The 25,931-nt window shown below is 55.4% G+C and carries 23 protein-coding genes, 1 tRNA gene and 1 pseudogene; 11 read left to right on the forward strand and 14 right to left on the reverse strand.

The features are described from left to right. Positions 1-675 precede the first annotated feature (675 nt). Entirely contained in the window at positions 676-1,194 is a 519-nt protein-coding gene (gene idi / locus CBB63_RS00765; protein ID WP_074636718.1) for an isopentenyl-diphosphate Delta-isomerase, read from the reverse strand. 149 nt (positions 1,195-1,343) lie between these two features. Beyond that, positions 1,344-2,123, reverse strand: coding sequence for a CoA transferase (locus CBB63_RS00770; protein WP_353744235.1), 780 nt, complete (start codon positions 2,121-2,123; stop codon positions 1,344-1,346). Between CBB63_RS00770 and CBB63_RS00775 the strand changes: the two genes are divergently transcribed. Both CBB63_RS00775 and CBB63_RS16385 read left to right on the forward strand, forming a co-directional pair. Beyond that, positions 2,111-3,502 (forward strand): DUF2793 domain-containing protein, encoded by a 1,392-nt coding sequence (locus CBB63_RS00775; RefSeq protein WP_286697785.1) that lies wholly within the window; start codon positions 2,111-2,113, stop codon positions 3,500-3,502. The genes CBB63_RS00770 and CBB63_RS00775 overlap by 13 nt on opposite strands. Positions 3,503-4,536: 1,034 nt before the next feature. Further along, a complete protein-coding gene (locus tag CBB63_RS16385; protein ID WP_502695835.1) occupies positions 4,537-6,105 on the forward strand; it encodes a calcium-binding protein in 1,569 nt (522 codons plus the stop codon). A 25-nt stretch (positions 6,106-6,130) separates the two neighbouring features. Here the strand turns inward: CBB63_RS16385 and CBB63_RS00785 are convergent, their stop codons facing one another. From CBB63_RS00785 to CBB63_RS00795, 3 genes are read right to left on the reverse strand one after another with little or no spacing between them, the layout of a single operon-like run. After that, on the reverse strand, positions 6,131-6,961 hold the full coding sequence (locus CBB63_RS00785; RefSeq protein WP_353744236.1) for an ABC transporter permease: 831 nt from the start codon (positions 6,959-6,961) through the stop codon (positions 6,131-6,133). Next, complete coding sequence (locus CBB63_RS00790; protein WP_286697788.1) at positions 6,925-7,827, reverse strand: sulfotransferase; 903 nt, start codon at positions 7,825-7,827, stop codon at positions 6,925-6,927. Before CBB63_RS00790 ends, CBB63_RS00785 begins: the two co-directional genes overlap by 37 nt. A gap of 24 nt (positions 7,828-7,851) precedes the next feature. Further along, positions 7,852-8,508, reverse strand: coding sequence for an ABC transporter ATP-binding protein (locus CBB63_RS00795; protein WP_132997683.1), 657 nt, complete (start codon positions 8,506-8,508; stop codon positions 7,852-7,854). Positions 8,509-9,939: 1,431 nt separating this feature from the next. Here CBB63_RS00795 and CBB63_RS00805 point away from each other — a divergent pair. Beyond that, positions 9,940-10,863, forward strand: coding sequence for a glycosyltransferase family 2 protein (locus CBB63_RS00805; protein ID WP_286697790.1), 924 nt, complete (start codon positions 9,940-9,942; stop codon positions 10,861-10,863). A 7-nt stretch (positions 10,864-10,870) separates the two neighbouring features. Here CBB63_RS00805 and CBB63_RS00810 read toward each other — a convergent pair whose 3' ends face one another. From CBB63_RS00810 to CBB63_RS00820, 3 genes are read right to left on the reverse strand one after another with little or no spacing between them, the layout of a single operon-like run. Then, positions 10,871-11,632 carry a sulfotransferase family 2 domain-containing protein gene (locus tag CBB63_RS00810; protein ID WP_083779625.1) on the reverse strand — a complete coding sequence of 254 codons (762 nt, stop codon included), beginning with the start codon at positions 11,630-11,632 and terminating at the stop codon, positions 10,871-10,873. Then, positions 11,629-12,363 (reverse strand): CatB-related O-acetyltransferase, encoded by a 735-nt coding sequence (locus CBB63_RS00815; RefSeq protein ID WP_286697791.1) that lies wholly within the window; start codon positions 12,361-12,363, stop codon positions 11,629-11,631. The genes CBB63_RS00810 and CBB63_RS00815 overlap by 4 nt, the downstream gene beginning before the upstream one ends. Then, the gene (locus tag CBB63_RS00820; RefSeq protein ID WP_286697792.1) at positions 12,360-14,852 is read right to left on the reverse strand and encodes a glycosyltransferase; all 2,493 of its coding nucleotides are present in this window, start codon (positions 14,850-14,852) and stop codon (positions 12,360-12,362) included. The genes CBB63_RS00815 and CBB63_RS00820 overlap by 4 nt, the downstream gene beginning before the upstream one ends. A 128-nt stretch (positions 14,853-14,980) precedes the next feature. On the opposite strand from CBB63_RS00820, the gene CBB63_RS00825 reads away from it, so the two are divergent. Continuing rightward, positions 14,981-15,610, forward strand: a complete 630-nt coding sequence (locus CBB63_RS00825; RefSeq protein ID WP_286697793.1) for an acyltransferase — start codon at positions 14,981-14,983, stop codon at positions 15,608-15,610. Positions 15,611-15,745: 135 nt separating this feature from the next. Then, positions 15,746-15,822 (forward strand) — tRNA-Arg (locus CBB63_RS00830). A 200-nt stretch (positions 15,823-16,022) separates the two neighbouring features. Here CBB63_RS00830 and CBB63_RS00835 read toward each other — a convergent pair. The 4 genes from CBB63_RS00835 to CBB63_RS00850 form a co-directional block, all read right to left on the reverse strand. Further along, positions 16,023-17,966, reverse strand: coding sequence for a TniQ family protein (locus tag CBB63_RS00835; RefSeq protein WP_286697794.1), 1,944 nt, complete (start codon positions 17,964-17,966; stop codon positions 16,023-16,025). A 164-nt stretch (positions 17,967-18,130) separates the two neighbouring features. After that, positions 18,131-18,451 carry a hypothetical protein gene (locus tag CBB63_RS00840; RefSeq protein WP_286697795.1) on the reverse strand — a complete coding sequence of 107 codons (321 nt, stop codon included), beginning with the start codon at positions 18,449-18,451 and terminating at the stop codon, positions 18,131-18,133. Between the two features lie 70 nt (positions 18,452-18,521). Then, positions 18,522-18,923 carry a hypothetical protein gene (locus CBB63_RS00845; protein ID WP_286697796.1) on the reverse strand — a complete coding sequence of 134 codons (402 nt, stop codon included), beginning with the start codon at positions 18,921-18,923 and terminating at the stop codon, positions 18,522-18,524. An 80-nt stretch (positions 18,924-19,003) separates the two neighbouring features. Then, positions 19,004-19,399 (reverse strand): hypothetical protein, encoded by a 396-nt coding sequence (locus tag CBB63_RS00850; RefSeq protein ID WP_286697797.1) that lies wholly within the window; start codon positions 19,397-19,399, stop codon positions 19,004-19,006. A gap of 406 nt (positions 19,400-19,805) precedes the next feature. Here CBB63_RS00850 and CBB63_RS00855 point away from each other — a divergent pair, with 406 nt between their 5' ends. Further along, the gene (locus CBB63_RS00855) at positions 19,806-20,090 is read left to right on the forward strand and encodes a hypothetical protein (RefSeq protein ID WP_286697798.1); all 285 of its coding nucleotides are present in this window, start codon (positions 19,806-19,808) and stop codon (positions 20,088-20,090) included. A gap of 247 nt (positions 20,091-20,337) precedes the next feature. Here CBB63_RS00855 and CBB63_RS00865 read toward each other — a convergent pair. Then, positions 20,338-21,083: pseudogene (locus CBB63_RS00865) on the reverse strand (DUF5131 family protein). Beyond that, the gene (locus CBB63_RS00870; protein WP_286697801.1) at positions 21,083-22,201 is read right to left on the reverse strand and encodes a three-Cys-motif partner protein TcmP; all 1,119 of its coding nucleotides are present in this window, start codon (positions 22,199-22,201) and stop codon (positions 21,083-21,085) included. The pseudogene CBB63_RS00865 and the gene CBB63_RS00870 overlap by 1 nt, the downstream one beginning before the upstream one ends. Positions 22,202-22,531: 330 nt before the next feature. Between CBB63_RS00870 and tnpA the strand changes: the two genes are divergently transcribed. Genes tnpA through CBB63_RS00895 form a run of 5 tightly spaced genes read left to right on the forward strand, consistent with a single transcriptional unit; the run spans position 22,532 to position 25,904 of the window. Continuing rightward, on the forward strand, positions 22,532-22,927 hold the full coding sequence (gene tnpA, locus CBB63_RS00875; RefSeq protein WP_009827085.1) for an IS66-like element accessory protein TnpA: 396 nt from the start codon (positions 22,532-22,534) through the stop codon (positions 22,925-22,927). Continuing rightward, positions 22,924-23,274, forward strand: a complete 351-nt coding sequence (gene tnpB / locus CBB63_RS00880) for an IS66 family insertion sequence element accessory protein TnpB (protein WP_009827084.1) — start codon at positions 22,924-22,926, stop codon at positions 23,272-23,274. Before tnpA ends, tnpB begins: the two co-directional genes overlap by 4 nt. Before the next feature lie 59 nt (positions 23,275-23,333). Further along, positions 23,334-24,974 carry an IS66 family transposase gene (gene tnpC / locus CBB63_RS00885; RefSeq protein ID WP_009827281.1) on the forward strand — a complete coding sequence of 547 codons (1,641 nt, stop codon included), beginning with the start codon at positions 23,334-23,336 and terminating at the stop codon, positions 24,972-24,974. Next, positions 24,971-25,573, forward strand: coding sequence for a plasmid pRiA4b ORF-3 family protein (locus CBB63_RS00890; protein WP_009827082.1), 603 nt, complete (start codon positions 24,971-24,973; stop codon positions 25,571-25,573). Before tnpC ends, CBB63_RS00890 begins: the two co-directional genes overlap by 4 nt. 46 nt (positions 25,574-25,619) lie before the next feature. Then, entirely contained in the window at positions 25,620-25,904 is a 285-nt protein-coding gene (locus CBB63_RS00895; protein WP_286697802.1) for a hypothetical protein, read from the forward strand. Positions 25,905-25,931 lie beyond the last annotated feature (27 nt).

A 25,931-nucleotide genomic window follows, 5' to 3' on the forward strand; every position in this document is an offset into this window, starting at 1 on the left:
GCTGGGGGAAACATTTACGCTGTTCCTCAACCGGACCGGCATCGGGTATCCGCCGCTNATCGGNCTTATTCCNTTNGTCTATATCCTTGCCCTGAATGTGCTGCGCAAGCGCGCGCCGCTTGAGGCTTTGTATCTTGCGGCTGGCATGGCGATCGGGCTGGCGCTGACGGTGGTTCAGGCGCTGAAACTGGGGGTGATCGTTCCGCCGCGCGCGTTTATCTTCTTTTGGGTTTTCTTTGCGCTCACTGTGGTGCGTGCGGTTCAGATATTGAGCGAGGATGAGGGTCTATATGGCCGTTTAGGGCGCAATCTATTGCTGTTAATCATCGGTGTGTGGTTCATCCAGCTGTTTCTGGCCTATGGGCAGTCCAATGATTGGCGTAGCGATACCAAACTCTGGGCGCAGGAGGTGCGGACGACGGAGGGGCCGGTCTATGTCTATGGCGACTCATCGAAAATTGCCGCTGGGCTAAAGGCCGGCATACAATCTTACAAAGCGCTGCCGTTCCGGCTGAAACAGTTGACCGGAAAGACGGCAGTGGCCTGTGACGAGGTGCCTGATACCTGCCCGCCCCGTCCAGATATGACTGCCGGTGATGCCGAGGTGCATTTGCTGCGCGAAGGGAATGCGCTGTTCATGCTGTTTACACCAGAACCATCGGACGAGACTGAGGATTAAGCGGTAAAGATGCTGTCCATGTGTTCGGCCAGATAGATGCGCAACCAGGGGGTAAAACGCTCTGGCGTGGTTTGGGTCTGGCGGGCGAGGTCGGAGAGGTCGACCCAGGCGGTGTCCATCACTTCGGCGGGGTTCGGGGTCACATCGGTGAGCGCGACAGCTTCGGCGACGTAAATCTCTACCAGCTCGTGTTCGGTCAGGCCGCCCCCCACATCGGCGCGGTATTCGACCTGGTCGCGATGGTCGAGCCTTAGGCCGCTGATCCCCAGCTCTTCGTCCAGTCGCCGTTTGGCGCAGGTGAGCGCGGGTTCCTCCCAGAACGGATGGGTACAGCAGGCGTTCGCCCAGAGACCGGGGGTGTGATATTTGCCAAGCGCCCGTCGCTGGATCAGGGTTTCGCGTCCGCGCATGACGAAAACCGAGATGGCCTTGTGGCGAAGACCGCGCTGGTGGACCTCGAGCTTTTCGACGGGGGTAAGCTTGCCGTTGACCCAGGCGGGGATCATCGTGGTCATGTGGCTGCCCCGTTCGGGTGGCGTTGTGGCGATGTCATATCCGGCTGCCCCGCTCCTTGCGGCCCGCTGGCCCCTCTGCGCTAGGCGGTCTTGTAGCGGGTCGATTCTGGATTGTCAGCCGCTGGTTGCGAAATGACGGATAAGAGCAGTTACGCAATACCGCCTGCGTTAAGGATGGTGGCGATGCGATCTGTGTCATAGCCAAGCTCGGCGAGGATAGTGCGGGTATCGGTTTGACCGTCGGGCATCCGTGGCGGCGTGGTTTTATGGGTCGAATATCGCGGTGCTGGCGCAGGCTGTAGCACGTTCCCTGCGGTGACGAATGTATCGCGTGCGGTGTTGTGAGGGTGGGNAGGTGCCTCTGCCAATGACAGAACGGGGGNATAGCAGGCANCGTGGCCGATCATGATCTCGTCCCATTCGGCGCGGGTCTTGGTTTCAATCAAGCGGGCAAGCTTGTCGCGCATGGCGTCCCATTGGCGTTGGTCGTTNTGGATCTGCATGTCGGGCTCGTCTGACAGACCGCAGAGGTGCAGTAGTTGAGCGTAGAATTGCGGCTCTATCNCGCCAATAGAGACGAATTTTNCATCCGCTGTCTTATAGACATCATAGAAATGCGCCCCTGTATCAAGCATGTTCACACCCCGGTCATCCTGCCACCAGCCTTGACCGTGAAACGCATAGATCATCGACATCAACAGGGCCGATCCATCGGTCATTGCAGCGTCGATCACAGTNCCTTTACCACCGCGCTGTACGTCCAAAAGGGCAGAGACCATGCCAAATGCAAGCATCATGGCACCGCCCTCGAAATCGCCGACCATATTGGCGGGGGGCGTGCGNTGGTGCAGGCTCGCGTTAACCTGTCTGCNGCAGGGTGGGCCCTGATCAACATCTACCGAACAGGAGCCACCATATGACCGATACATCCCCCGTTCTCGCCCTTCCGTATATTCAACCGTCGCAAGCGCAAAAGCATGTGACCCATAACGAGGCGCTGCGGCTTTTGGANGCGATTGTGCANCTNTCGGTCCTGTCTTTNACCGAAACTACGCCGCCCGCGACCGCAGCCGAGGGGGATCGGTATCTGGTGGCCTCAAACGCTGTGGGGGATTGGGCGGGGCATGACCANGNNGTGGCAGTGTTCGTGGANGGGGCGTGGCAGTTTATCNCGCCGATGCCGGGCTGGGTGGCATCTGTGGCCCCCGGCCAAACCCAAGTGGTTTACGACGGCGCGCGCTGGGCGGTGCCGGNGTTGCAAGATGTGCCTCGGCTNGGTGTCGGGGCGACGCCGGATGCGTATAACCGGTTGGTTGTGGCGTCGGATGCGGTGCTGTTCAACAATGCCGGGGCGGGGCATCAGGTGAAGATCAACAAGGCANCCGAAGGGGACACGGCCAGTCTGCTGTTNCAGACCGCCTTTGGGGGGCGGGCCGAGATGGGGACCTCGGGGAGCGACGATTTCGCCATCAAGGTCAGCGCAGACGGCGCGAATTGGGCGGAAGCTTTGCGCATTGAAGCGGCGAGCGGGCGTGTGACCGCCCCAGTCTCGGGTTGGCGAGAGCGGCTGACTGCCCCCCGCATTTACTATGTGGACCCCCTTCAGGGTGGCGACGGGCAAAGTGGGCGGGGCACGGGGGCGGCTGCCTTTGCGTCGCTAGGCCGTGCGATGGAGGAAGTCGTCCGTTTGGACAGCGCAGGCCACGCGGTCACGGTTCAATTGGCGGATGGCAGCTATGATCTGGGCCCTATGCCAGTCGCGGTAAGCGCTGCATTGGGGGGAGGTCTGGTTGAGCTTGTCGGGAATGCTGGCGACCCCGACGCGGTCANGATGACAGCGACAGGGTCGGTGATCGANCTGGTTTCGGGGCGTCTGAGATTGCGNGGTATGAGGATAGAAACCTCCGGTGCCGACCCGGCGATCCGGGTGTTGCCGGAAGCGGTGTTAGAGGTTGATGAGGTCATCTTTGGCGCGGCGGGGGGACATCTGGATATTGTCGGCGGGCGCGTCGAGGGGGCGGGTTCGTANGTTATCGACGGCGATGCCGCNTATCATCTGCGTCTGTCGCAGGGGGCTGTNCTGGCGCGGGGGNTGCAGACGGTGACGCTGGCGAATACGCCCGACTTTGCCACTGCGTTTGTGACTTGCGAGATGGCCGGGCAGGCGGATTTCAGCGGGCATGGTTTCACCGGCACAGCCACGGGCAAACGTTTTGACGTGAGCAGCAACGCTGTGGTGCAAAGTGGCGGGACCGTGCTGCCGGGCGATATCGCGGGCACNACGCATAGCGGTGGCCTATACCTCTGATCTGCGAAAACCGAAAATTGTATGAAAGGGCCACATTGCCGCCTTAAAAGCTGAAGCTGCCGTTAAGGAATTCGGCTCATCTTTATCCCCGGAACATGTAGGGGAATAAACCGATGGAGCTTGAGCATAAAACCACATTGTCGCCGCGGAAGGATATGGCGCTGACCGGGGTGACGGATATGGCGGTTGTCCAATCCTCTGGCGGGGCGGTGCTGTACACGACCTCGCGCTTTGGTGGCGGTGACTTGCTGGCCTATCGCATTGATGCGGAAGGGGGGCTTCGGTTTCTGGACAGTCGGGCCATCGCCGGGGACACGCGGGCCGGAGTCACCAACAGGCTGGAGGTTGTAGACGGTGCGCTATTGCTCACGGGGGCGGATAACGCCGCGCTCACCCGCNTTGCGTTAACAGATGATGGGCGCTTTGGTAATNTTTCTGCCGTGACCGGTGGTGCCGTGCCTGCCCAGTTACTGGCCGTCGAGACGCTGGATTTAGGCGGGCAGAGCNATCTATACGGGCTGGTGCGGGGGGCGGATAGCATCGGGTCNTGGCGTNTGGGNGACGATGGGGCGCTGNCACGCATATCGGGCGACAGTNGCGTCGCGTCANAGGCAGGTCTGACCGGCNTNAGCGTCGGGNATGTCGGAAGCACGCCGTATCTGCTGGCATCCTCGGCGCGGGACGACGCATTTATTTCGTTCAAATTGGATGGGAATGGTATCCCGCGAGANNTCTCTCGTATCGCGGCGGAGGATGGCGTGGGGATCGGCAGGCCAAGCGCGACAGCNTTTGTNGAGGTTGGGGGGCATGGATTTGCGATACTGGCCGCGGCGGGAAGCGCGAGTTTGAGCGTCGCGATGCTGGNGGCAAATGGNGNATTAACCTTAACGGATCACGTCCTCGACACGCGGGACACGCGCTTTGACGGGGTGCATGTGATCGAGACCGCAACACANCNCGGCCGCGCCTATGTNGCGGCGGCGGGCGGAGATGANGGCGTTTCGGTCTTNGANTTGATGGACGATGGCCGGTTGATGCATCTGGTGTCGATCGAAGACACGGACGGAAGCACGCTCGACGCGGTGTCGGCGCTTAACTTTTCGGTACAAGGAGATTTACTGCACCTCGCCGTCGCCTCGGGTGCCGAAGCGGGGCTGAGCATTTTTACAGTGGATATTTCTGACCGGGTTGCGGCGGCAACAGGGGGTGATCAAGCTGACACGCTGACAGGCGGCACGGGGGGCGATTTGCTATCCGGCGGGGATGGCGCGGACCATATCGCTGGGCGCGCAGGGGATGACATTTTGCGAGACGGCGGCGGCCGTGATCTGTTGACCGGTGGCTCCGGCCGCGATCTTTTTGTGCTTTCCGCAGATGGGGAGGCCGATACGATTGCCGATTTCGACAGCGCACAGGACAGCATTGATCTGTCGGCCTGGCCGTTCCTGAGACATGGGTCTCAGTTGACCATATCTTCGACCAAAGACGGTGCGGTTCTGTCTTTTGGTGAGGAGCAGTTAGAGATAAAAACATCGAACGGACAGTCCCTTAGCGAGGACGATGTTCAAGCGCTCGATCTGATTGGGCAATCGCGTTTCATGCCGGATTGGACCCTGCCAGAGGAACCCGATACGCCATCCCTTCCCACCGCACCGACCCCGTTGGTTCTGGTTGGCACGCCGCAGTCGGATGTGCTGGAAGGGGATGCGGCCGATGATCATATCAGCGGGCGCGCGGATGGCGACAGGCTGATCGGCGCAGGCGGCAATGATACGATTCTTGGCGAAGCTGGGGCCGATACGATCTATGGCAACGGGGGGAGCGATCTGATTGAGGGTGGTACCGAGGGGGATCAGATCTGGGGCGGTATCGGCTGGGACACTTTGCGCGGTAGTGATGGGGACGACGCCCTGTGGGGCGGCGACGGGTATGACGCGCTTGGCGGTGGCGACGGGAACGACACGTTAACAGGCAATAACGGTGCGGATAGACTTTATGGGGATAGGGACGATGACCATCTGATCGGCGGGCTAAATGCCGATAGCCTGTGGGGCGGTGCCGGCAAAGACCGTTTGGAGGGTAGCGCCGGTGCGGATCAACTGCTTGGCGGCAGCGGGAATGATCAGCTTTTCGGAAATGCGGGNGCAGATTTNNTGCAGGGNGACAGCGGGAATGACCGTCTTNCCGGGGGGATCAACAACGATACGGTTAACGGNGGGTCNGGGAANGATACGCTGTCGGGCGACAATGGTGCCGACCAGCTGATCGGCGGCGACGGCGATGATTTGATCAAAGGCAATGCCGGTCACGATACGCTTGATGGCGGCGCGGGAAACGACGTGCTGTCCGGTGGGATCGGGGCAGATCGGTTTATCTATGGTGCAGGCCAAGACACAATCCTGAGCTTTCAAAACGAAATTGACACTCTTTCGCTGGATTCTGCCCTTTGGGGTGGGGGAAGTTTATCGATGAGCCAGCTTCAGTCGTTCGCACACAAAGGGGCCGAGGGGCATATCGTGCTGGATTTTGGCAGCGGNAAAACNCTGGACCTGTTGGGCGTCGAAAANCTATCTATCCTAAACGNCGACTTCGAAAGCTTTTAAAGTTTAAACTGCCACGCTGGGATCGTTACCGTTCCAGAATGTCACGGTGATAGCGCCTTAATAACACAAGGCCAAAAAGGCCCAGTATTGCGGCAACGGCNTAGACATAGGCTGANGAGACNTAGGGTACGTCGTANTTATGATAAAANCCNGACCTGACGCGGCCGACCACGTGGATCAGNGGATTGAACCAAAGATAGNNGCGGTAGGGTTCGGGTATCGTTTCNTATAAAAAGATGACGCCGGACAGTAGCAAAAGCGGCCGCGTGCAAATCCCGTAGACACGTTGCCAGACCTGAAACATNGACATCATNAAACAGTTGAANACCCCCACGCCCAGTGAAAGCGCGGCAATCATAGTCAGCGCTGACACGATGTCTGATGCATTTATTGCGGCCCGCGTATCAAACAGAAAAATGATCCCANTCAGTACGATAAAGCCTACAAGAAGCTGAGTGAGAAAATTGAGGATGAACCGCCCCAAGATGGCGTCGACGAAAGTCACGCGCGGGTAGGCTAGTAGCTGTTTCGAATAGTTGATCGCCTGCGCGACCTTGTTGCTGAGATCGACGAACATCAAAAAGGGCAGCAANCCTGTAGCGTAAAAGATTGGAAAATTGTTTCCGAGNGGGGGCATACGAAACCCGATCGAGAATATTGCGGTCAACAGCGCGATCCCGAGAACGGGTTCAGCCAATGCCCAAATATACCCACCCGGGGACCGGCCATAGCTGGTCCCGATTTCGCGAAGTATCAGCGCGACGATAATGCGTGGCGTCGCAAAGACCATTGTATTTCGTCCGCGTGCGACCCGACCTATCATCCTGGTACCCTCTGCGCGCTGTTGACCTGCCATCGTGCGGGCGTCGCTGCGCCAAAACGATTTAAAATGAAGTCATACTGTAGGGCAAAGGCCTCTCTAAAACTGTGTTTTAGGTGCTCTGGCAACATGGCGTGACGACCAGAATTACTGCGAAGATCAGCTTTGGGTGAAATCGGCGAAATACCTAAGAACGTGCAGATATCGCGCATGGTATGAGCGTGAAAAAGGTCTTCGTAAAATACATATTTAATTCGATGTGGAGGGATCACGGCTTCCAGCTCGCTCATCGTGCGCCGATAGTTCGCCCGCTCTAACTTAGGCAGCCGTTTACTGTCGATCAAATGCTGCGCGCGCGCCTCGCAAGCCGTTTGAAAGTCGGCTACCTGGGCGGCATCCGCGCTAACGGCCATTCTGATTTGGGACCACATACGATCAATCGGATCCCTCAAAATAAAGATGAAACAACTTTCGCCAAGGCTCCCCATTTCAGAGAAGTCCTTTGCGTCCAGTATCGCATAAGCCGGGGTGATGTCGCAGATCACAGGCTGGCCGCTAAACCCCTGAGTAAGATAGGAAAGATAGGCCTCGTGATGTTCAGGCGCATCCGTGTAGATGGACAAAAGGTCAGCCAATTCGCTGAGGACCCTAAGATTGCGCCGATTCTTGGGGCCGCGTTCTGACACCAATTCCTTTGCCAAGGTTTTCACCGTGTTCATACGTAGGTCAAAAACCTGGTCAGACTTACCCGCGATCACATTGAAATAATGAAGTTCCTTATTGCGCGAAAAATGAATCTGACTGCTGGTGCGCAAGGTTTCATAAAGCCAAGTCGTGCCGGCTTTCTGAGCCCCGATGCAATAGGCAAGCTTGGTGTTTTCCGGCAGAATAGATAGAGCCATACGGTACGCCTTGGGATGAGCTGATCATTTCCCCATGTTGTATTCGTGATGTGCTATCGCATCGTTAATGTCGGCAAAGTATTCTAGGTTTCCGGCCTCTAAAACAGCGCCTGCCGTGCATAGTTCTCGTAGCATGCCATTGGAGTGGCTTACAAATATTGCACCGGATCGGGACAGGCGGTCCATAAAAATGGAACGACTTTTCTGTTTGAACCGAGCATCTCCGACAGCGGTGATTTCGTCAATCAGATAGGTGTCAAACTGCAGCCCCATGGAAACGCCGAAAGCCAGGCGCGACTTCATACCGGCGGAGTATGTTCGGAATGGAAGATGAAAATGAACCCCAAGCTCGGAAAAATCGGCGACGTAATCGACCAGCGCAGACGTGTCTGCACCATAAATCCGTGCCACGAAGCGCGTGTTTTGTGCCCCCGTCATGTCGGGGTGGAACGACCCAGCAAAGCCAACTGGGAAAGATACACTGCCATCAGAGATGACCTCGCCCGATGTAGGGTCAGTTGCCCCCGCAATGATCTTGAGCAGCGTAGATTTTCCAGCGCCGTTCCGCCCTAGCAGCCCGACAGAAATACCAGTTGGAAAAATAACGTTAATATTTGAAGCGACAGTCTTCCGTCGACCCCGCACATGATAGGTTTTGGTCAAATTTCGAAAGACAATCATCGGCGATCCTAGTGCCGATCACGTAAGGAGTGCCAAACCAGCATAATGAGCGCCCACAGGGCGAAGCTAGATGCGAATGTGACGCCTAGAAGAAATGGGCGATTTGGATAAATCGAAGTCTCTGCAAGTGTCGGAGGGATATGCGCCGCCAAGTATTTTGATCTTTTTCGCCCCTCTGCAACCGCTGTATCAAAGGCGGCTTGGCTGGCGGTATAAGACTGTTCAGCAAATTCCAAATCGACCTTTAGGCTTTCAAACTGCCCAAAAAGATCCGCGAAACCAATGGAGTGCATTGCACCCTGCATGGCATTCGATTTCTGATGCTCCTGCGAGATACGNGCTGCTATTATGTCGCGCCTTCNTTGCGCTTGCTTCAAGCGNGGATCGGTTGGCGTGCTGGTTTGTTGAAGCATGTCGATGCTAATCAACGTTTCCGTCATTTCTGCTTCTAAAGATGCCAATAACCCGGTCTGAATTTGAAGCGGTGTATCGGGGCTCACCAATTGGTTCCTTATGCGGAATTCGGCTAGCGTAAGCCGCGTTTTCTTGAGGCGCTGCGCTGCGCGCGCCAAGTTCTCTTCAGCATGTTGCGTAGCATCCTCGTGCGCTATCGCGGAAAGTTCATGTATCAGTTTTGCGCTTTCAGCATAGATTTCTTGCACAATGGCCCGCGCGTCTTCGGGAGCAAATGCTTGCACCTTAACCTCGATCAGACCGGTGCTACTATCGCTATACACATTGACCATGCGACCCCAGTATTTGGTCAGATCCTCGATCGTACCAGGGGCGTGGTAGCCGAAAACCGGATCAGAGTTTGTTGCGGGGGGCGACCATACTTTTCGCAAATTCAGAGACTTATCGATTTTCTCCACTAAGTGCTGACTTTGAATGAATTGATACAGAACTTCTTCGTCCGCGGCACCGGACCCCGAGAGATTTGCGACCCCACCCAAGAGTTCGACCGGCGAGCTCATATCCTCGCTATGGACAGCAAATCCAGCGATAGAGGTATAGCGATCTGCAGCGCGCTCCCAAAGGTACCATGACACGAACAGGCTGGTTCCGAGAACGATGATGATAAAGCTGACAAAAGAAAGCCGATGACGTAGGTGAAGGCGCGCTTGTGGCACAGGCGGGACGATCGACGTGACTGGCAGTGTCAGAATGGTCGCTTGAGAGGCTGTTTCTCGTTTCTTTTCCCGCGCCGCAACGGCAAGCGCCCTATCATGCCGTTTTTTTTCGATGCGTCGCAAAGCTTCCTCACGCTCGCGCAGTTTTTGTTGTTTGCGCGCCGCGTGCGTATGGTGCGTGGTTGTTGATTGGGCAGGATTATGGGTCATGATCTCAGTGCATAATTCAACAGTCCTCACAGTTTATTAATTCGCGCGAAGTAGTTCAGAGAAAGTCGATTAAACTACGAAGGATTTTAGGATGGCGGAACCGCATGTTCACATTTTAATGGGGACGAAGAACGGTGGCATGTTTTTGGCAGATCAGTTGGCCTCAATCCGCGGGCAATCGCATCAGGATTGGAGCCTTTGGGCAAGCGATGACGGCTCGACCGATGGCACCTGTGAGGCGCTTGAAAATTTCAAAGCGGAAACACCGCACCATGATATTCACTTGCTCAAAGGGCCTCAGAGGGGCGTTGCCGCCAATTATTATAAGTTGTTGAAAAACAGAGGGTTAGATGGGAAGTGGGTGGCGTTTTCCGATCAGGATGATGTCTGGCTGCCTCACAAACTATCCCGTGCTGTCGCGCTTGTCGGGCGGCTGGGTGGTAGATGTGTTTACAGTAGTAGAAGTTACTATGTGAACGAAACGGGGGAGCGTTTGGGAACGTCCCCGGCGTTGAATCGCCCTTATCGGTTTGGAAATGCAATCGTACAGAATGTTATGCGCGGAAATACGATTGTGATTCCGCCTATCGTCACCAACTATCTGCGTAGCATTTTAAGTACTACGGACGTTGCGGAAACTCCCTTTCATGATTGGTGGATGTATCAAGCGATCACGGGCGCCGGGTTTAGTATTCTTCATGATCAGAAACCTGGGGTATTATACAGGCAACACGGTGCAAATCTTGTGGGCGCGCCTGTTCGTCATTTACGGCGCAGGGCTCGATACATGGCGGATGGTACGTTGGTGAATTGGATCGATGCAAATGCGGCCGCGATGTACCGAATTGCTCCTGTTCTAACGGCGACCGCTCGCGAGCAATTATTGAGGTTTCTCGATTGGCGTTCCCAAAGTCACACTAAGGAGCGCGCGGCACTGACTTCGCTCGGGATCTACCGGCAAACACAGGCGGGCGATCTAGCCCTGCGCGCGCTTGCGCAGCTCAAACGGTTCTGAACCGGTGTTAGCTTAACAAGCCCTCGTCTTTGAGGTGATCAAGCAAGGCTATGTCAGCCTCAGCAAACGCAGCCAGCCTTTCCTGTGCCGGTTTATCATTGATCAGAGTCATTAGATCTTGCCAACGGCTTGTCTGAACGCCTTTTGGCCCAACATTGATGCGCGTTTTCACAATCGAAGGACGGCACCCCGTTAGGTTTTGAATGTCATTTTCAAGCAGATTTAAACTGCTTAAGCGATAAACCCTATCTAGTTTCCGCGCGCCGCCTATCGCTTGACCAACAAGCATATCTTTCGAGAAATGGCAGACCTCGGCCGCCCCGCGAACTTTCCCGGTGGCGAGATAGCTACAGTAAAAATTGTCGTAGTGATCCTTAATGAACTGTTGCCAAGCAGGACTTCCGCCAAAGAAGTATGCGGCGGGGGAGCAATTTTTTACTTTGTACAACCCCGTATGCCCAGGCGATGAAAGCAGGCTGTCCGTGAGGCGTGAGGCTTTATTTCTTAGATAAAAATAGAAAGAAGCGATCCTTTCAAATGGATCGCGAAGTACCGTGAACGCAAAGGTATCTGTCTGGGTCTCACGAAGGCGGCACCAATCTAGGTGACCCGAGTAAAGGTCATACCCGTTGGGAAACTGACCGTCTGAAGAAGCTTGGTGGTGAACGCGAACAGGAGAGGTTCGAGCGTTGCCATAAATTTTAGTGAGCTCCGAGTGCACAGATTGGCCTGCGGTTTTGGGAATATGTAGAAATGCGACTTTTTTCACTGAATGTTTTCCGATCGCAGATCCAGCGTCGGGGGTGCGAAAGACGCGACATCTTTGAGCATTGAGTTTACCCCTCTACAGAATTCCAGCACATCCGACGGATCAAGGTGGTCCATTTGCCACGGCGCAAACTGCCACCAGCGGCACTTTAACATGAGACTGATGAAGCTCGGCGGTAGGCGCATTCGTTTGAGAGTGGCCGGATTCCCCGCGACGACTGCATAAGGGGCAACGTCACGGGTCACGACCGAATGCGCACCGATTATTGCGCCGTCGCCAATGGTGACCCCGGCGGCGATATACGCACCGTGTCCGATCCATACATCATTTCCAATTGTAGTGATTTTTACCTTGGTGGGCGGCTTGCTGTGACCTGTCCTATAATTGTGGTAATGTTCGGCTGCCTCAAAACCGTCGCCAAGTTCGAATACTCGGTCCCCAAGATAGAAAGCGGGGCTTGTGGATACCCAGTCCAATGGGTGGTTTTGCCGACCTATCTGAACGGATTCGCCGAATGAACAATATCGGCCGATGCGTGCGGCAAAACAGTATCCCGAGACTTGATACGAGAACGTACCCATCTCTAACGAGTGTTCATACTGTGTCCATTTCAGGCTCCCCGGGGCTTCGAGCACGGTATGTCTGGGGAGGTTGATCGACGTAGCACCCCGGTTCAGTACCTCGATGCCATTGTTTCGCAAAAATTTTAGGGGCACTGAGATCTGGCTCATGAGGCCACCGCCCAGGTTTTGGTGATGTGATTTTTAACGTGAGACAGCAGAATATCCGCCAAATCCTGTTGGGTTGAGTAGGGAATAGGGAAACCGTTTTCAGCTTTGGTAACTGCTTCGCCCTGAGCACCAATTGCGAACGCATGGGTGGGCAAACCGGATGTCAGAGCTTCGTGCGTGGTAAACGAGAATGTCTCCGGCCACACGGAAGGTATTAACCAATCTGTCACGCCGTATCGGGCGGCAATTTTTCCCAGATCTGATATGGTATATCTTCCATGGATAGGCACCGAGGGGGGGAGGGGAATGGCGGGATCGAAATTCCCGACGATGACCAGACCGACACCTTGCGCATCTATCGCATCAGCGGCTCGGCTGATGATCTGTGCGCCTTTCTGAAGACCAATGTCGCCCAATACACCGATCACCGGGCGCTTTGGGCTGAGGGGCCGAGGGATACGGGGCACGGCGTCTGAAATTCTATGCGGTGCAACTTGAATTTTATCGGCGCAGTTGGGGAATGCTGCGCGCACAATTTCTTTGCTATTTTTAGAAAATACCACGATCTCTTGGGATGCGGTCAGGAGTTTTCCCCACTCGCTTTGCCACCGAATCATGCTTATCGGTGCACCTGTGGTTGCTGGGGCATTTAGGTGAGGTGGAGGTAGGCCATCGTACACTCCTTGATCGTTCAGAAGAGTGTAGTTGGGCGAGATTGCGAAGTAGTCATGAAAGAGAAACTCTATCACCTGTTGGCCGGTTTGGCTCAATTCTAGAACTGCACTTGGAATAGTCAGCGGATCTTGATCCCCAACCGCGCAGGAATAGATTAATCGTCGCCGTTTTATGGGGTGTAGAAGTTGTTTGACGTAGTCGAGGTTGTTGATCCCGCCGGAGATTATACCGTCATGGCAATGCAATTCGATTTGCCATCGCATGGCACCGCCGACCCTGATTACGACAGCGGCGCGGCCCAACGCGTGATGTTTCGATTTCACCCGATGTTGCAGATACGATTCAGCGCCGCCACCCATGCTGTGTGCGATATATATCGAGACGGGATACGTGTCTTGTGCCCCGAGCCAAGCCAATGCCAAAGCGAGCCGGGGCGATTTTAATGGGTCAGAGGCAATGAACTGCTGCACATCTCTATCGTATTCGGGATAACGTTTTGAAATTAGAGCGTTGTTTTTCGCGATAAGACGCTTCTTCTCTTCCGATCCGAAACTTTGTCCGCCGCGATGCTCTACGAAAAGGTTGACGGCGCAATAATGCTGTCCGCCCGCTGCTCTGATGCGCTGGCACCAATCGACCTCTTCGCCGTATCCCCGACCAAAACTGACATCCAATTGCGGTTCAGTTCTGAGATAGCTGGGATTTATCGCCATGCAAAATCCCACCCCGGTCGGCGTGGCCACGCGATAGCTTTGCGGGTTAAGCTGCGCGGCGGTCACATCTATAAGATCCCCCTGTCCGGCGGCAAGTTTTTGGGGAGCACAGATGAGGGGGGCGGTAAAAATTTCCGCGTCGTTGGACATTGGGGTTACAGTGGCGGCGCGTGGATACTCAACGAGGGGACGGATAAGGCGGCTCGCCCAGTTCGCTGGGACCAGGGCGTCAGAATTCAGTAAAATAACCGTGTCGTGCCAGCGTTGTGCATAGCGCAAGCCTTTGTTTACGCTTTTTACAAACCCAAGGTTTTGATCATTCTCAAGCAGTGTCGCACGGTCATTGTGTGCCAAAGACCACGCGCGCAGCAACGGTAGAATCCGTTTATCGGTTGAGCAATCTTCGATCAGAATAATGCGCCACTGAAGATCGGTATTGTCGACGACGCGCCGCAGCGCCTCTTTCAGTAGGTCATGCGCGTTGAATACCGGCAGTATTATCGTCACCGATGCCGTTGTGAGGGGAGGCGTATTGGCGCGGAAAAGGTCAGGGTCAAGCTCGCGCGCATGGTGGATGGGGCATAGCCCTAGCCCCCGTTTGATCCGCGTGCGAAAAGCGGGGTCCCGTTTGACGCGCCAGCCGCCATAGGCAGGCAACTGCAGCATCAGCGCGATGACGAATTTGATTACCAATCGCGCTTGAACCAACCAAAGGTGAGGGAGTTCTAGACTTCCCGCAATTGTCCAGGTGCCATTGCGAACACGGTGAAATTCGACCCCAAACCGCCCGATTTCTTGCAAGCCTGTCGGGCCAAGCGGCGTGGTCAGGTCGAACCCGACCCGTCGCGGGCCACCATAGGCTTTGGTCACGTCGTCACGGATCAAGTCAGCTTTAGCGCTTACTTTTACGCCGTTCATATGCAGCACGATATCATCCGCGAACGTCCAGCCCGCCAGCCTCAAGTTCCCGTCATTTACGGCAAATACATCAACGGCACCCACCGTGGCACCGGACGGGTCCGTAATGTGCATTGGACGCCCCACGGCCCTTAGGTGGGCGGCGATATAGCGGGCAAAGAGAGCTTTGAGCTGTTTATACAAAATCAATCATTTCGATTCTATGTTGCGTTGATAGAGCTCTAGATCAGCACGCTCACTCTTAAGGGGAGGTTAAGTTTACTCAGCATTACAACAGAATTTTTGTTCGGATTTTACGGGAGGTGACATAGGTGAGCAAAACGCATCTTGGCGTTTTGGTGACGGATAACGGTCAAAACAATCAGGTAGATATATCGCCAACAGCTACCTGCGCCGAAGGGGTGCAGATTAATATATACGGGCGCAATAACCACGTGGTGATCGGCGAGGGTACTGTGATCTCCGGTGGCTTGGTTGAGCTAAGGAATCACGAGAGCGCCGTCTATATTGGCGCGGGCTGTCGTTTGGCGGGGTCATTTCGATGCCGCGCGCGTGATACGCATATTCGCATCGGCGATCGCACCTCGATCATGATGGCTCACCTCAGTCTCCACGAAGCGGGCGCGATTACGATTGGAGAGGATTGCATGCTGTCCGGGGATATCACCATGGATGTCAGTGATATGCATTCGATCCTTGACGTAGAAACGGGGGAGCGGATCAACCCGCCCCAAGATATCGAAATCGGGGATCATGTCTGGTTGGCCCATGGTGTCAGGATCATGAAAGGAGCGCAGATAGGGCAGCATTCAGTGATCGGTAGCCGCTCCATGGTTCTTGGGGTTATCCCCGCACATAGCTTGGCTGTGGGCGCGCCGGCGCGTGTTGTGCGTGCCGGTATCACCTGGGATCGTCGACGGCTAAGTCCGAAAGATCAATAAGTATTGGGTCCCTGTGCGGAGCCGTTGGTGATTTACACTATCGAAAGAGGAGATACGTGATGGCAATATCATGGGGATTGCGGGTAGATTTTGCTTTGCTCATCCTACGCAAACTGGCTATGAGATGACCTGAGTGGTCCCGTAGCTCAACTGGATAGAGCACCTGACTTCTAATCAGGATGTTGGGGGTTCGAGTCCTCCCGGGATCGCCAGACGCACCGAGTTTGTGCCGAGGGGGCATATGAGTGCGCAAAACACGGCTTTTCGTGCGAATCCATGTCAAGAGAATTCCTTTGAGATCGCGGGAATTCACTTAGTGGTATGATATCCATATATCTTTTGAGGTTTCGCTATTTTAGCAATTTCCGCTCGGCATCGCCGAGCTATCGCATTCAGGTTCGCTGGAAAGAAGCTACCTAAACGCCCTGACCGCCTCTGCCCGTAAGAAGACTTGGCCGAAGTCCTGGCCACCAGGGGCGAAGGGACCGACGTCCGAAGCTTCAAGCAGCCTCCTTAAAGTATTGCGATGTTGCCCCGTCTCCCTGGAAAGGGTGGTTAGCGTCACGAAGCGCCCATAAAAGGATGCGATATCTTCAGCTGATAGCTGGTACTGTTGGCGTCCAGTCTTGGGGTTCGTTTCTCGAAAAGCCGGAGTATGGCCTGCTTCGATCAAGGAGATGAAGTTCCCGTGATTTCGTAGCCCGATGTCTCGGCCGAATTCTGCGGCGCTCATCGCCCCGCGCGGCTCTGTTTTGACGACATTTTCATCTTGAAGCTGCGCTGCGTGAAGGCGATCTATTTCGGATTTTTTGACGACCAGCCCATGGAGGCCGCGCACCGCGGCTCGCTTCCCGAGAGTCAGTTGGTTGTCGTGAATGGCATCGATCTGGTCCCGCAAGCTCACCCGGGTCCGTTTGCGGGCGAGCAGGAGTGTTTCCCAATCTGGGTCGTGATCTTCAACCGGCTTTGCCCTCTCGCAAAGGCCCGCGACAAAATCAACTCCATCGGAAATTCGCCACGGGTTTTTGACCTTGGCCACCTTGGTTCGCGGAATCAGGAGACCTTCCTTTTCAAAGGCTTCCAGCTCCTTCTTGGTCGCGCCGATTGCCTCGCGCATGGCGATCGGCCCGACGAGAGTCGGAATTTCGCTAAGGAGACCGGCGTATTTTCTGGCGTCAAACAGGCGGCGACGAGGGGGTCTGTCATCATCGAGGGGAATCGCCCCCGCCTCGACCAAGAAGTGCGCGATGGCCCCGTGCCCAATGCCCGTTTCTTGTGATGCTGTGGTTAGTGAGTGAAGGCGCCGCTCTTCAACGACCTCCCCCAAAAGTTTCTTTCCGGCGGCAAAAGGCCAGTGATCAAGGACTATATCTCGCAGCAATTTTCTGTATGGGGCGAACCCTTCATCTTCAACGTACTCATCATTGAGGCGCAAGAACAACAATCCGTAAGCTTTGTAAGGTTCGCCATCGCAGTTGCCTCCAATCTTTGCCAAGGTCTCGCGCACGGCATGCTCGCCCAGTTTTGCGATCTCGAAGCCCGTTGCGTTATGTGCGCCGGGAGGTAGGCCTGCCTCGTCGTCCTCATCCTGAAGAATGGCCTGACCCAAGAGGCGGCAGAAGGTCGTCGCGGCGAACAGAGGGTGGCCCGAGAACCACGTTTCGTCCCGGCCATCCTGAAGACGACCATCAAGCCAGATATCATACGGCGTGGGTTCCACTACTGTCAGGTCATACTTTCCCGCGAGGATGCTGTCTTTAATCTCGAAGAGGCGCGCTGCGATGTCGTAGCGTTCCCTCGGGCGATCGGATGACCAGAGCTTTACCAGCGGGTGGTTGTGCTGAAGGCAGATGTTGGCTTCGCGCATCTGCCAGTCACCACGCATTACCATGGTGGCGGACGACGAACCGTCCTTTTGCATGGTGTCTTCTCGCAGGCAGACTGGGCACCCTCTCATGACTGGATTGCGAAGCGCACGCGATACGAAGACCTCGCTACGGAACGTCATGCGTACGTTACCCGTCCGAACACCGGTCCAAGAGAGCATTTCCTCCAATTGCCCCGACTCAAGGTCAGCCCATGTCGCAAGGGCTTCGAACGCTTCGGGCCCTTGCTCAAGAAACCGTTTGAAGGAGGTGCCCATATCGTTGGCAACCTCGGAGACATCTGTGTCCCACGTGGCAGCGAGGCGAGAAAGATAAGAGAATACAGTCTCGCGCGGCGCCGGCGGAGGGTTGGATACTGGTAGGTGTGTCAGATTTCGAGTGGTATGTTCGGTCACATCTGGACTGGCCTGCCTTGCTGCGTTCTGAATTTTTCTGTTTGAAGTTGATACCAGCCGCAGGCCCCACCGCATAGGCTTTCAGATGCGCGAAAATGGCGATGAACTGTACAATGAGCTCGAAAGCATTCTGTCTTGACCTCATCGGAACCTATGGAACGCAAAACAGCCAACTTCCCATGCAGGAATGAGGGGGGGTGTCCGTCGACCACCGACTTGAGGCGGTCAACGGCTCTTTGTCAGTTGGTCGCCCGCGACGCCCTGACGGCCGCTTCGATCCGTCCATAGGCGCGCAGGACATCGTGTTTAGAATGATGACCAAAGCAGGACGGGTGGGCATACGTATCGGCGCCGGTATCTGCGATCGTGTAACCGAGAGCGAGGAAAGCTTCGTGTGCCGCATCGGTCAACCGCGCGGGATGGCTTGGAGAGGCCACAACGGTCAAGTCAGCAAGCTTCCGACCGAATTGCGTGTAATGCCGGTCGATCCATATGCGAACACGAGACAGGCTGTGCTTCTCAATGAGCCATAGCGTCACGTCGCAGATATCCTGCTCCATCCCGAATTCATCGGGGTAGGCGCTCAGGCGGCGTCCTCGTGCCACCTGAAGGCCACAGCGTAACCTGGTTTCAGGCGACATCGCGGCACCGTGCGAGAAGCTCGCTGACGCGCGCGCCATGCCACCGCGTCATGTCGGCGGCCGACAGGCGCCGCTCATGACCAATCCGATCGAGCGATGACGGTAGCTGTTCGGCCAGGACGCGGTGGATGTTCCGCAATGCGGACTCGACGACTTCGACATCCGGGATCGGCTGCCCGTAAGCAGTATGCAGATCGCAGAGCGCCGCGAAGCCGCTCGGGTCTTCGAGAGCATCGAGCAGGTCGCAGAGACTTGCGCCGTGGCGGCGCAAGTATTGCTCCACCAAATAGGTAGTGTTGAAACGCGCCTCGTCTGTCTCGAGGGTGCTGGAGTTGAGCATGATGATCTCCCTTTTCATGCGGCGTTGGTTTGCCTGATTCATCGGCGTCATTTTCCGCGCATCGTGATAGACGCGTTTCGCCTCGCATCGCCGAAGATGTCCTACGGCGATGCGGGACTGGGCGCTGGGCTTTAGATTGTATGCTCGTCCGCCACGACGGCGAGTCCGGCTGAAAGCAGAGCCTGGTGGAGACCGTCCGCGAGCAGGCAGATCTCCGGCACGATGGGATCGTCGGGCGCGATAGTCGCAAGCCGATCTTCAGCGTCCCAGTCATCGCCCGGCGCATGATCGAGGAACAAGATTCCGCGCAGCTCAAGCAGCAGGCGTTGCATGCGCCGCGTCATCCGTCCGGGCTGGACGACGCCGTCGCGTATGGCATTGACCAGACGTGCGCCTCGCCGCCCCGCCAGTAGAACCGCTGCATGGCCGAGGGCTTCGTCGTGTCCAGCGAGAAACGCTCGCAGCGCCAATTCGCCGAGCGACATCACACGGCTTTCTGCGCCGTGACTGAATTTTGTGTGAAACATGAGGGATCCTTTGGCTATTTGGTCCCGGGATTCGTCCCAGGGGTCAGGTCGGATTGGATGTCCATGTTCATTTTCGGCGCACCGTCATGGCGCCTTCTAAGTAGGCGAGAAATTGGTGCGGGTAGTCTGGCGTAATTCCTTTCGTCGAGCTTGGGGGCTGTTTGTGCCGTCAGATGCAAGTGACATTGGCCGAAGTCCTTGGAGGCGAAATCATTTCTATGAAATTTCCTGAGAAAGATATCCTCGCAGAAGAGCGGGACCGCTGACTGTCACTGAGAACTCGCCCGGCCCCCGCAAAAATGGGGGGTACCGAACCTTCTGGGCCGCGGTTACAGCAGTGGTTGACTATTGGATTTCGTTACAATATAGAATATCGTGTCGAAATTAAATATAGTAGAGAAGTAGTATGATTTCGGGTATCAACGGTACCAACCTCGTACTGGAAGCCATGGTTAAGGTCCGGATCGAGAAAGGGATGATCAATCGAGCAAGCATAGTAAAAGGTGAACACGGCTACACCGTTCAGTTCTATGGGCCTGCTGCTGAATGGAATGGAGAACCTATTGTCCTTTGTAGCGCGAGGAATCCCTACGAGCCTCGACAATTCAAAAGCTTAGATGGGGCGGCCTCCCAAGTTTCAAAAATCGGTTTTGATGATATTTCTATAACCGCAGTTTCATCGAAAACCTAAAAGGTATTCTGGAGAATTCGATGCCTCCTCATCCCGGCCGTATGATCAAAAACCTTGGGATGAAATTCCGCTTCCCAGGGTTGGGCGGCTCAAGATGAAGGTCGCCACCGGTCTGAGAGCAGATGAACAGAGTCGCAGCGTCGCTTTTTGGAATTCAAATGCAGCAGGGGGGCTGGTTAGCTCTTCAGGCCTCGATGGCGAATTTATCATACCAGATATGGAAGGTCAGATATCTGAATAGATGCACCTAAGCAGCAGTCGGGAATTCATCCCATGTGCGGCCATCGAGAGTTCGACCAGTACGCTTCTTGTTAACTCCGCCCCATTGTTTGAAATGAAATGCTACTTCGCTTCGATACATTGATCACGAATTGACCTTACCCATCCCGGGTCCATCTGACGAGAGCCAGGTCCGCTCTCTCCTCCTGCAATTGCCCAGTCGATGCGATCCAGGTTTAATACCCCAAGATCGCCAATGAGCGGCTCCAAACTCAAAAATTTCACCGCAGCGTTCGAGTGGCGTAGATTGTCTATTCTGTACGTATAGTCGGCGTTCTCGACACTTACCCCCATCCATACATTGGAAGGCCAGTCAAGTTCGCTGGACAATTCGAGCAAGCGAGAAGACCTCTTTGTCAGAACTTGAAAAGTGTGCTGACTGCAATCTCGCATCACATTAAAAACACGTTGAATAAACTCAAGCGGCACCGCATCTTGAAACAGATCAGACATCGAGTTGACGAAGATCATACGCCCAGACTTCCATTTATAGGGCACACTGAGAGCCTTGTCGTCCAAGTTAACTCTTCCATTCCACTTAGAACGTCCCCCGCTCGGTCGGGTAAGACCAAAATACTTAGGTTGCCCCATTGCTTCCAGGCGCGCCGCCATCCTCATAGCATAGCAATTCGTGCACCCGGGAGAAACGATGGTACAACCAGCCACTGGGTTCCAAGTCGCCTCGGTCCACTCGATCCGTGATCCACTTGCCATCAGCTTACCTCCTTAGGGAAAATGGCGACGATATGGTCTGCAAAGGTGCCAGTGCGTCGAGCTTTGCCCTTTGGATTGTGCGTCCCAATTTTCCCTGCGTTAGCCAGTCCGTCGAGAACGTCTTTGTAGTTCTTGGACAAAAATGGGCGGTTAACACTGTGCAAGCGGTAGATATCTTCCATCGAAATCTGACACCCAGCATATTCGTGCAGAAGCATTTGTCCCAGGTCGTCAAGTGGCCTCGTCAGCTCAAACAATAGGGGCATGGTCTCGTCAGCGGGTGTATACGCAAACGAGGGCACTCCCTGATCTGACGTAGTACTGGCTTTGGCCATGATGCTCTTCATCACATCGTAGCCTTTGAAGTTTTTTGTCACGAAAACCAGATGGTGTGTAAGTCGACCGGCATCGTTCCTGAACCTAAACGGTAGGACAAATTCGCCACCCATTTCTCGAAGTGCTGTGGACATTCCCTCAAGAACCATTCCTTCACGCAAATGAGGTTTGGCCCCAGCAACTTTGGCCCTCAAACGATCTGCACTTTCTTCGCCAAACAACGCATCCATGTGCGTTTTTACAGCAGGATTGGTTAGCCCTGCATTTATTCGATTGTAGTTGAAAAAGAAGACACAGTCGCAGCCCCAATCCTTGATGACCCCATTTACAAGCTTCAGAGACAGGCCTTTATACCCAAAAGGGTCGAGAAAGGTAAAAGTTGGAAATCTTCGTGTTTTACTGAAGTAATCTGCAGCGTCTTCACCAACTGTGTTCTGATTCACGGTTGGTTTGTGGGAGAGCCCCTCGATGCCAGGCAAATTGGCAATCTCTTCTGCCAAAGTCTGCGTGTTGTTCTCGTCTTGGTCATTGAAAAAAGTCACTAAGGCATTCGCAACGCTTGGCGTCTCAAGGGCTTTTTCGATCACCAGTATTGGTGTTGAAGCAGCGCCATCACGATAACGGCCAGGGCCTGCATACAAATCAACGTAAGCGATTTTTCCACCATGAAACCGCTGTGCCGTCGGAAGAATAATCTTCGACCATGCATCAAAGTACTTTTGGACTATAGTCGCCTTCACCGTTGAAGGCTCAGTCCTTTCCTCAAAGAATACTTGGCTCATATAATCTCAACCCTAAATATTAATCCGACCGAGGTCATTTGAAACCAGAACATAATGCGAACAAAATCCACGAATGTCCAGCATAGCATCCGGTTGGCGATGTCAGCATAGCGTGCTGGCCGGCCGCGGTGTATCGAGGAATGCCTTAAAGATGGAAAGGTAATCGCGGTCGCCGTTCTCACGGGTGGCGTGCCACCGACCATAAGCCTTGAGGTTTTGCGACGCTGGACCGCAGAATGCGGCGGATATAGTCGCGGTAGCGTTTGATCGTAANCCTCCGCCGAGGGCCGTCTGGCTGCTGAGCTGTGAGATCGTTTATCGAGTGTCCTTATGGACGCACACGAAGACACCCCCCGCATTCAAGTTTTGTCAGTCTCTGATACCGGCCGCCGCCGGCGTTGGTCTGATGACGAAAAAATCCGTATCGTTGAGGAAAGCTTTGGCGACGGCGTGACAGTGGCGGAGGTAGCACGACGCCATGAGGTATCGCGGTCTCAGCTTTATGATTGGCGTTATCGCCATAAGAATGGATTGCTTGGTTCTGGCCCGCAATTTTTGCGCGTTATGAAGATCGAAGATGCTTCTGATGGCACTGACACTGCGCCAGCGCCGCAAGCTCCTGTCATGACTATTGATCTCGGAAAGCGGTGTCGTGTGGCGATCCCGTCAGGTTTTGACATGGAAGCTGCTGCGCAGCTGCTTAACGGCTTGATGGTGCGGTCATGATCGCGTTTCCGGCTGGAACGAAGGTGTGGATTGCAGGTGGTGTGACGGATATGCGCCGAGGCATGAATACTTTGGCGCTGACAGTGCAACAGGGGCTTGGGCGTGATCCGCATGCGGGCGAGATCTTTTGCTTCAGAGGTCGAAAGGGTGACCTGGTGAAGCTGCTCTGGCATGACGGGGTGGGCATGTCGTTATATTTGAAGCGTCTTGAGGCGGGGAAGTTCATCTGGCCGGTGAGCCAAGACGGGACGGCTGTTGCGATATCTGCGGCGCAGTTGGGCTATCTTCTTGAGGGGATAGATTGGCGCAATCCACGCTGGACGCAAAGGCCCAACGCGGCTGGATAATTTATGCTGAAGCGCCTGTTTTTATTGGTATTTAGCGGCTTCTGTGGTAAATATTTGCCATGTCCGACGCCGCTTCCGAAATTGCCAGATTAAGCGCTGCACTTGCCGCGCAGACCGCCCGTGCGCAGGCTGCGGAAACCGAATTGGCGCAGGCTCGCGCTCTGGCCTCCTGCACAGACGCAATGATCCAAGAATTGAAGCTGGAGATCGCCAAGCTTCGGCGTGACAAATATGGCATCACCTCCGAGCGTCGCACGCGGCTGATTGATCAGCTGGAATTGCAGCTTGAGGAATTGGAAGCGGCCGCAACCGAGGATGCGCTGGCAGCTGAGCATGCTGCGGACAAGGCGAACGCCGTGCGTGTCTTCACGCGACGCAAGCCCGTGCGCAAACCGTTCCCCGATCATTTGCCTCGCGAGCGGGTCGTCGTCGAAGCACCTGCCGCCTGCACCTGCTGTGGCTCGGACCGGATCGTAAAGATGGGTGAAGATGTCACCGAGACGCTGGAGGTGATCCCCCGCCAGTGGAAGGTGATCCAAACGGTCCGCGAGAAGTTCACTTGCCGAGCTTGCGAGAAGATCAGCCAACCGCCGGCCCCGTTCCACGCCATTCCGCGCGGTTGGGCAGGGCCGCAACTGATCGCGATGATCGCCTTCGACAAGTATGGACAACATCAACCTTTGAACCGGCAATCCGAGCGCATTGCACGGGAGGGGATTGATCTGAGCCTGTCCACCTTGGCTGATCTGATCGGCCATACCTGTGTGGCGCTGGCCCCCATTCATGCGTTAATCGCGCGCCACGTGCTGGATGCTGGCCGTTTGCATGGTGACGATACCACCGTGCCGCTACTGGCGCGTGGTGGCGCAAAAACGGCGCGACTGTGGACCTATGTGCGCGACGATCGACCGTGGGGTGGGGGTGCGCCACCTGCCGCACTCTTCCACTTCTCAACAGATCGCCGGAAAGAACACCCGACACGGCATCTGGCCGAATGGCACGGTGTTCTTCAGTCGGACGTCTATGGCGGCTACAATGATTTGTATCTCGCAGATCGTAGCCCGGGCCCGGTCCGTAGTGCGCTGTGTTGGAGCCACGCAAGACGCAAGTTCTTTGAACTGGCCGACATCAAGGCCATAGCCCGCAAAGGTAAAAAGGTAGCAAAAGAAATCTCGCCCATCGCGCTGGACGCTGTGACGCGGATCGATGCGATCTTTGCGGCCGAGCGTAACATCACCGGCCTGTCAGATGCAGCGCGTCGTGAAGCTCGCCAGCAGTGGGTAGCGCCGATGGTCAATGATCTGCATGATTGGATGCAGGCCGAGCGGGCTCGGATGTCAAAGCACAACCCAGTTGCCAAGGCGATCAACTACATGCTCGAGGGCACAGGTCGCTGGGAGGCCTTCACCGCATTCCTTGATGACGGGCGTCTCTGCCTCACGAACAATGCCGCCGAACGGGCGCTCAGAGGGATCGCATTGGGCAGAAAGTCATGGCTTTTTGCAGGGTCTGAACGCGGTGGCGACAGGGCAGCCTTCATGTATACCCTCATTGTCACAGCAAAGATGAACGACATCGACCCGCAGGCATGGATGGCAGACGTCTTGGCGCGACTGCCCGAGATGCCTGTGTCACGCTTGCCAGAGCTGTTACCCTGGAATTGGAAGGCCGCCATGGGATTGAAGAGGATTGCTGCATGACGCTGGTCGCGCGCATCAAGGTCACATTGTCCGATGTCGAGCCTCAGGTGCTTCGACGCTTTGATGTGCCCCTCAAGATCAAGCTGAACCGCCTGCATGATGTGATCCAGGCTGCCATGGGATGGACTGACAGTCACTTGTATGAGTTCAGAGCCGGTGGCAGCGGCTGGGGCGTGCCAGACCCAGATGGTTTTTACGATGGCCCGATGCCCGCCAGCAAAACCAGCCTGCTTGACGTGATCGAAGATGTGGGAACCAAGACCATCCATTACATCTATGACTTTGGCGACAACTGGCACCACGTGATCAAGATCGAGAAAATCGATGGCTCTATCGCGGGCGCCGCATATCCACGCCTTGTCAGGGCTATCGGTGCTTGCCCTCCGGAGGATGTGGGTGGCTTCTCCGGCTACGCTGACTTCCTCGATGCCATAGCCGACCCCAAGCACGAAGAACACAGCCAGATGCTGGAATGGTATGGGGGGCAGTTCGACCCGGATGAGGCAGAGATCGGCCGCATCCTCGATAACTTCGAGCGTCTTGCAAAGAAATGGGCCCCGAAACCGCGCAAACCAAAAGCCGCACCCAAACGCCTCTGATCAATACGGCGCGCCCACGGCCTTCGCCGAATGCCTACACCCAACCGTGCCGGCAACGCCGACGGAGTTCGACAGTAGCGCGACCGGGTCTTCGGTAAACCTGTCCTGGATCAATGCGCCTACGAATTACAGCGCTACCCGGATATTCCGGAACACGGTCGACAGCTATGCCGGGGCCAGCTTTGTCGATGATGTCGCGGGCCTTGCTGGTCAGCCATCCAACTTCATCGAAAGTCCCGCTGCTGGCACATATTTCTATTGGGCTGTGACGCTAAACCCATCCTTTGTGCCATCGCCGGAAACGGCATCGGTCGAGATCACAATCGCCTAAACCTTCAGATTTTTGCAAAACAGGAGA

Origin of the sequence: Sulfitobacter sp. TMED3 (assembly GCF_002167505.1) — a bacterium.
GTDB lineage: Bacteria > Pseudomonadota > Alphaproteobacteria > Rhodobacterales > Rhodobacteraceae > Sulfitobacter > Sulfitobacter pontiacus.